Source organism: Alloyangia pacifica (assembly GCF_900116195.1).
Lineage (GTDB): Bacteria > Pseudomonadota > Alphaproteobacteria > Rhodobacterales > Rhodobacteraceae > Salipiger > Salipiger pacificus.
Genome location: NZ_FOZW01000009.1, coordinates 223,271 through 229,540, shown reverse-complemented (window position 1 = coordinate 229,540; position 6,270 = coordinate 223,271). Strand labels below are relative to the sequence as shown.

General features: G+C 64.9%; 5 protein-coding genes and 1 riboswitch. Of the genes, 1 reads left to right on the top strand and 4 read right to left on the bottom strand.

The window, feature by feature from the left end:
* Window positions 1-673 precede the first annotated feature (673 nt).
* The 4 genes from bluB to BM397_RS19035 all read right to left on the bottom strand — a co-directional run bounded on the left by bluB (window position 674) and on the right by BM397_RS19035 (window position 5,292).
* Window positions 674-1,390 carry a 5,6-dimethylbenzimidazole synthase gene (gene bluB, locus BM397_RS19050; protein ID WP_092430184.1) on the bottom strand — a complete coding sequence of 239 codons (717 nt, stop codon included), beginning with the start codon at window positions 1,388-1,390 and terminating at the stop codon, window positions 674-676.
* Window positions 1,391-1,431: 41 nt separating this feature from the next.
* Window positions 1,432-1,605, bottom strand: a riboswitch (cobalamin riboswitch).
* A gap of 414 nt (window positions 1,606-2,019) precedes the next feature.
* Window positions 2,020-2,883 carry an enoyl-CoA hydratase/isomerase family protein gene (locus tag BM397_RS19045; protein WP_177239597.1) on the bottom strand — a complete coding sequence of 288 codons (864 nt, stop codon included), beginning with the start codon at window positions 2,881-2,883 and terminating at the stop codon, window positions 2,020-2,022.
* Window positions 2,884-2,938: 55 nt separating this feature from the next.
* Window positions 2,939-3,703, bottom strand: a complete 765-nt coding sequence (locus BM397_RS19040) for an enoyl-CoA hydratase/isomerase family protein (RefSeq protein WP_092429516.1) — start codon at window positions 3,701-3,703, stop codon at window positions 2,939-2,941.
* Window positions 3,700-5,292, bottom strand: a complete 1,593-nt coding sequence (locus BM397_RS19035; RefSeq protein ID WP_245696203.1) for an AMP-binding protein — start codon at window positions 5,290-5,292, stop codon at window positions 3,700-3,702. The genes BM397_RS19040 and BM397_RS19035 overlap by 4 nt, the downstream gene beginning before the upstream one ends.
* A gap of 162 nt (window positions 5,293-5,454) precedes the next feature.
* Between BM397_RS19035 and BM397_RS19030 the strand changes: the two genes are divergently transcribed.
* Window positions 5,455-6,270, top strand: coding sequence for an IclR family transcriptional regulator (locus tag BM397_RS19030; RefSeq protein WP_218124922.1), 816 nt, complete (start codon window positions 5,455-5,457; stop codon window positions 6,268-6,270).

Sequence of the window (6,270 nt, the reverse complement as noted above, 5' to 3'; positions counted from 1 at the left end):
GAGGTGGTGAGCAGCAGGGTCAGGGCGGAAAAGGTCTTGTGCATCGTTCAATCTCCTCAGGTCTCGAGCGCGGCCATTCCGCGGGCTCGATACTCCTAGGACTCGGGCTCGGGCCGGTTTGGATGCACCTGGAGGAAGAAAAATCTTAGGTCTGTCGGAATGCTCTGTTTGGCCGAGCGCCGGAAGGGTTCTTTCCAGGCAGGTGACCATGGCGGTATCAGAGGCCGCGGGAGCCGGCCACGCTGTCTAGCGGCAACCAGCAACCGGGTCGGGCGCGCCCGCCGAGTCCAGCCCACAGCGGGCGGCTGCCCTGACCCCAGTCACGATCTTCTCCCGGTCTCTTCCCGAGAGCATTTGTGGAGGCAGGATACGCGTCGCTCTCGGGGGCGGGCAGCGTCTCATGAATACTGCGTCTGCAGGTGACGACCTTTCGGCCACGATGAAGGGGCGCCTCGCGCCCGCTTCTGCCCGTCCAGAGCGCGCTGCAATCGAGAGCGGCCTGGAGCCGGCTGGTGTTTTGGAGACTCAATCGCGCCTGAGAGGTTTCTTTCTTCCCGTCCTGTAAGGCCGAGCCGAGTACGATGTAGAATTTGCGAGGGACGACATCCGCATCCCTACTGCAAAACTCATGGATCCCGGCGGAGCCCCGCGCAAATTGGCTGGCCGAAAGCGGCTATTCGCAGCGAGCTGCGTCAGCTGCATCTCGCGGCTGTCTTGTCGGCCAGCCTTCCTCATGGACCACGCTCTCAAGCTTCAGTCTCGCACGCCAATCACGAGCTTCGAGTTCCGGCTTTGTGTAGAGTTCGTCGATGTACCCCGCACAGAGATAGGCGACAATTTCCACATGATCCGGGATGCCGAGCAGATCGCGAAGGTCCTGGGGCCGAAAGATCGAAACCCAGCCGATACCGACACCTTCAGCCCGGGCGGCGAGCCAGAGGTTTTGCACGGCGCATACCGTCGAATAGAGGTCCATGTTCTTGTCGTGGGTTCGCCCCAGGACAACCTTCCCGCCCCGGTTCCGATCGCACGTCACACAGATGTTCAACGGTGAGGTCAGGATACCTTCGAGCTTCAGCGATCGATAGAGCGCCTTGCGGTGTCCCTCGAACATCTCTTCGGCCTCCGCGTTGGCGCGGAGGAAGGCTGCATGGACGTCGGCGCGGCGGCGCGGATCTCGGATCAGGAGGAAGTCCCATGGTTGCGTGAGGCCGACAGAAGGCGCGGCATGCGCGGCCGCGAGGATCCGCCGCAGGGTTGCCGGGGCGACCGGATCGGGCCGGAACTCGTTCCGCACGTCGCGGCGGTTGTTGATGATGTCGTAAAGCGCCTGACGTTCCTGATCGTCGAAACGGCGGGCGGGCGCCTTGCCAGAAGTATCGGGGGGCATCTCGAGCCTCGCACAATTCAAAGTGTCGCGGGCTCCACCCCGAGACACAATGTCGACAGGCCGGTCTTCTGGCTCCGGTTCACTTCGTCCTGGCGCCTTCCCGGGACCTGCCCAGTGGCCTCTGCCAAACGATCCCCGATACAGCGGCGGGCCCGCGCCGGACTTGCACCGGCTTCCCGATTATCCCCAAGGGCACCTGACGAAGCCCTTATCTCGCGATACGAAGCGAAACACAAACGAGCTCGAACGAGGCAGAGCTTTCGCACCTGGAATTCCGGCGGGCACGACCGAACCGAAACTTCGGAAAGCCAGATGCGGCCCATGATTTGAGCCGAGCCGACGCATCTAGAGGGCCCACCCCAAAATGCGCAGCTGCGTTCGACGATGCGGCACCCAGGTCTTCATAGGAGGCGCGAATGCATTTGCGAGAAGTCCTATTCGCAGAGCTTCCCCATCAGCTCCTTGCTCCGCCTTTTCCGAGCCTCGGAAAAGGCGGAGGTTGGCGGCGGTCCGCCCCTGCCCCGGCTTCGGATAAGCGCCATCGAGTTGGCTTGAGCATCCGCCGGCAATTCGCAAGATGATCTATCGCGCGCCCTCCGCCGCATCGCGAAGCAATCACGTGGGAGATGTCAGCGATAGTTCGGATCGAAATCGTCGTATTGGAGGTCGATCCAATTGCCCGTGAAATTGGCCGCACGGCGCTCCGCGAAGGCGCGCGGGCCCTCACGGGCGTCGAGGTGGAACATGCATTCCGCCTCGGCCTGCACCAGCCATTCCAGACCCTTGACCGGATCGCATCCGAGGCCCTGGTTCCGGGCATTCTTGATCGCGCCGATGGCCTGCGTTGCACCTGCGGCCAGGCGCGCGGCCAGGGCGTAGGTTTCGGCCTCGAGATCAGCCGGCTCGACCACCTTGGTGACCAGCGACAGCGCCTTGGCCTCCTCCATCTCGACCATGTCGCCCAGCAGCAGCATCTCGGTCGCCTTGCCCATGCCGACATAGCGCGGCAGCAGGTACGAACAGCCCCCACCCAGACCGCGCTTGACGAAGATCGCCGCCATCTTCGTCTCGGGCGAGACGATGCGGAAATCGCAGGCCAGCGCCAGGTCGAAGCCAGCGCCAACGGCATAGCCCTGCACCATCGCGATCACCGGCTTGCGCATCTGCAGGATGTCGTTGACCAGCCGCGGGTAGCCCATCTTGAGCCGGGTGTGCATGTCGGGGGGGCCGTACTTGAACCGGTCCTCGGGGGCGAGATCGTCACCGGCGCAGAAGGCACGCCCCTCCCCGCGCAGCACGATCGCCCGAACCTCGGGGTCGCGGCGCGCCCGCTCGAGGATGTCGGAGAAGGCAAGGATCATGTCGGGCAGCAGAGCGTTCAGCTTGTTCGCGCGGTTGATCGAGATCGTCGCGATCCCCTCGGATACGCCATAAAGGAAGCGCTCGTCTTCTGCGGCAGGCGACAGGTTCTTGCTGAATTGTTCGGTGGTCATCTTCATACCTCTTAACGGGCCCTTGGGGCCATTTATCAGGCGCGCGAGGCGCCGTTCATTTCTTGGCGGAGCGGTCGAGAAAACGGTCCATGACCTTCTGCGGCTCGCCCGAGCTGTAGGCTTCGTGGTGCAGGACCTGCGCGGCCTGGATGGCGTCCTCGAAATCGGCCTGCGTGGCGTCGCGGATACGGCGCTTGGTCAGGCGCAGGGCCATGCTGGACTTGTTTGCCAGGTCGGTCGCGATGGCGATGGCGCGCGACAACACCTCGTCGCGGGGCACGACGTGGTGCAGGATGCCGACGCGATGCGCCTCCTCGGCCTCCATCAGACGGCCGGACAGCACCAGCTCGGTCGCCCGCGACAGGCCGAGGGCCTCGCGGATGATCCAGAAGCCGGTCACGCTGACGATGCCGGAATTGATCTCGGGCTGGCCCATCTTCGAGCCGGCGTGCCCGACCCGGATGTCGCACAGCAGCGCGACCTGGAAGGCCGAGCCCGCGGCGAGCCCGTTCAGCGCGGCGATGACCGGCTTGGGGCAGTCGCGGATCGCGCTGTAGAGGTTCCGCCATTCCTCGATCCACGCGTCCGAGCTGTCGCCGTCGAAACTGCGAGTCTCGGACAGGTCCTGGCCAGCGCAGAAGGCCCGTTCGCCCGTGCCGGTCAGCACGAGGGCCCGCAGGTCCTCGCTTTGCGACAGCTCTCGGAAGCACGACAGCAGGACGTCGCGCATGGGGCGATCCCAGGCGTTCAGCTTGGCCGGCTTGTCCAGCGTGATGACCATGATCCCGTCGTTACGGGTGACTTTGACATGTTCGCTCATGTTTGTGGTTCTCCGGTGTGTCTGGATCCCGCAGCCGGATCGCCCGCGCGGCGTACCGCGTCACGATCCCAGCAGTCGGTGGTACCCGCAGGCAGCAGGCCCTTCTTGATTCTTTGGCTTGGCGTGAATTCGAACCCGTCGATCCGGGCGACGTAACGTGGGACCTGGAACGAGGCGAGCCGACCGCGAAGCCAGTCCGTCAGCGCCACGGGATCCACAGCGCGGCCCGGGAACGGCTGCACGAACATCTTCAGTTCCTGTTCGCCGATCTCGGCATCAACGCCGATCACGGCCACCTCGCATACCTCGGGATGGGCACGCACCACGTGCTCGACCTCCCAGGCCGAGACGTTCTCGCCGCGCACGCGCACCCGGTCGCCCAGGCGGCCGAGGAAGTGATAGGCGCCGTCGTCGTCGCGCATGCCGAGGTCCGAGGTGAACAGCCTGCCGTCCCGGAAGGTCTGCGCTGTGGCTTCGGAATTGCCGAGGTAGCCGGCGCTCAGCGCGCCGGGGTCGGTTTCGGCGATCACGATCTCGCCGGCCTGGCCGGCGGGAAGCTCGGCGCCGGTCTGCGGATCGCGGATGGTGATTTCGAACCACGGCAGCGGCCAGCCGATCCCGTGTTCGACGCCGCGCGGGTTGACCGTGGCCACCGACGAGCATTCCGTCATGCCGTAGCATTCGCGGACCTCGACGCCGAAACGTTCGGCGAAGGCAGGCCAGCTTTCAGGGCGCGCGCCCCCGCCCCATGCGACACGCAGACCGTGATCGCGGTCCTCGGGACCCGCGGGCGCCTTCAGCAGGATGTCGAGGATCCCGCCGAGGAAATGCATGTGCGTCGCGCCGCAGGCCCGCACCTCGGACCAGAAGGCGCTGGCCGAGAAACGTGGGAACAGCTCGAGCCGGATGGGCACCAGAAGCGGCATCAGCGTCAGCTGCGCGCCGCCTACATGGTGCAGCGGCTCCCAGCAATGCAGCACGTCGCCCGCGCGGGCACCGCTGACGGCAAGTGCGCCGCGTGCCGCGTAGATCAGCATGGCCTGCGACACCTTCACGGCCTTGGACCGCCCCGTCGTGCCCGAGGTGAAGAACAGCGCGAATTCGGCGGTGTCGGCTTCCTCTGGAATGTCGAGGGGCGGGGCATCGTTCGTGTCCGTTTCCAGCGCGACGAGGCTTGCCGCGCCGGGCGTGGCGTCCGACAGCACCAGCACGCGGACACCGGTCAGCGCCGCGATGGCGCGGGCCAGCTCCTCCTGCGCGGGGTCGCAGACCAGATGCGTCGCAGCACAGCGGCTGACCTGCGGCGCCAGTGCCGAGGCCGGCAGCCGAGAGTTGGGCGCGATCCAGTTCGCACCGGCGCGGGCCAGGGCGAAAATCAGGGCGATCCCATGTTCGGTCGTCGGCACAAGGGTCGCGACACGCGTGCCGGCGCCGATCCCAAGCGGGGCGAACCGTGCGGAAAGCCCGTCACGCAGCGCGGCGATCTCGGCGACGGCGACCGTCCTGCCACCACGCCGAAGGTAGTCCCGGCCCGGCTCCGCGCCGGAAACGGCATCGAGGAGCGCATTCATCGGATCGGGGCCGGACATGGTGGCCAAGGCCATATCGCCCGGAATGTGGGGAAGGTATGTTGATAACGGTGTTGGCATGGCTTTTTTTGGTTACTAAGTATTGCATTCCAATACTTAAAACCATATTGCGATTGTTGATGCAGTGAGTCAAGCATTGGAAACGAAATGGGAGAGGCATAGATGACCGATTTGCACGAGACTGCGCACGGAACGGACAAAGCGACGAGCAATCCACTGATGGTGCACTCGGTGGAGAAGGCATTTCGTGTGCTTTTCGCCTTCCGGCCCGACCAGGAAGAGCTGAGCCTGTCGGAAATCGCCGAACAGACAGGGCTGAACAAAAGCGCGGCACAGCGCTTCATCCACTCGCTGTGCGAGCTTGGGTTCCTGATCCGCAGCCCCAGCACGCGCCGCTATTCGCTGTCGCACCGCTGCCTTTCGCTTGGCTACCTCTATGCCTCGTCGAACACGCTTATTTCGCGGGCAATGCCCTACATGATGCACCTCAGCCAAAGCACCGAGGAGACGGTCAACCTGACGCTTCTCGACGGGCCCGAGGTGATATTCGTCTCGCGCTATCTCAGCCGGCACATGCTGAACACCGACGTGGTCGTCGGCTCGCGGCTGCCTGCGTTCTGCACGGCTCCGGGGCTGGCCATGCTGGCGTCCCTGCCCGAAGAAGAGGCCGATGCCCTGCTGGAGGCGTCGGACCTTCACCCTTTCACCCAATCCACGATCTGGCAGCCCGACGAGATCCGGGCCGAACTGGCGCGCATCCGCCGCGATGGCTACGCGGTTGCCGTCGAACAGATCTACCCGGGTGACCTTTCGATCGCCGCGGCGGTGCGCAATTCGTCGGGCCGTCCGGTCGCCGCGATCTCGGTGGGCTCATCGCTTATGCGCACGTCCGCCGAAAATGGACGCAGCACGTATGCACCGCTGGTCATGGCCGCGGCGCACAAGATGTCTGAAACACCAAATCTGAAACGAGGATAA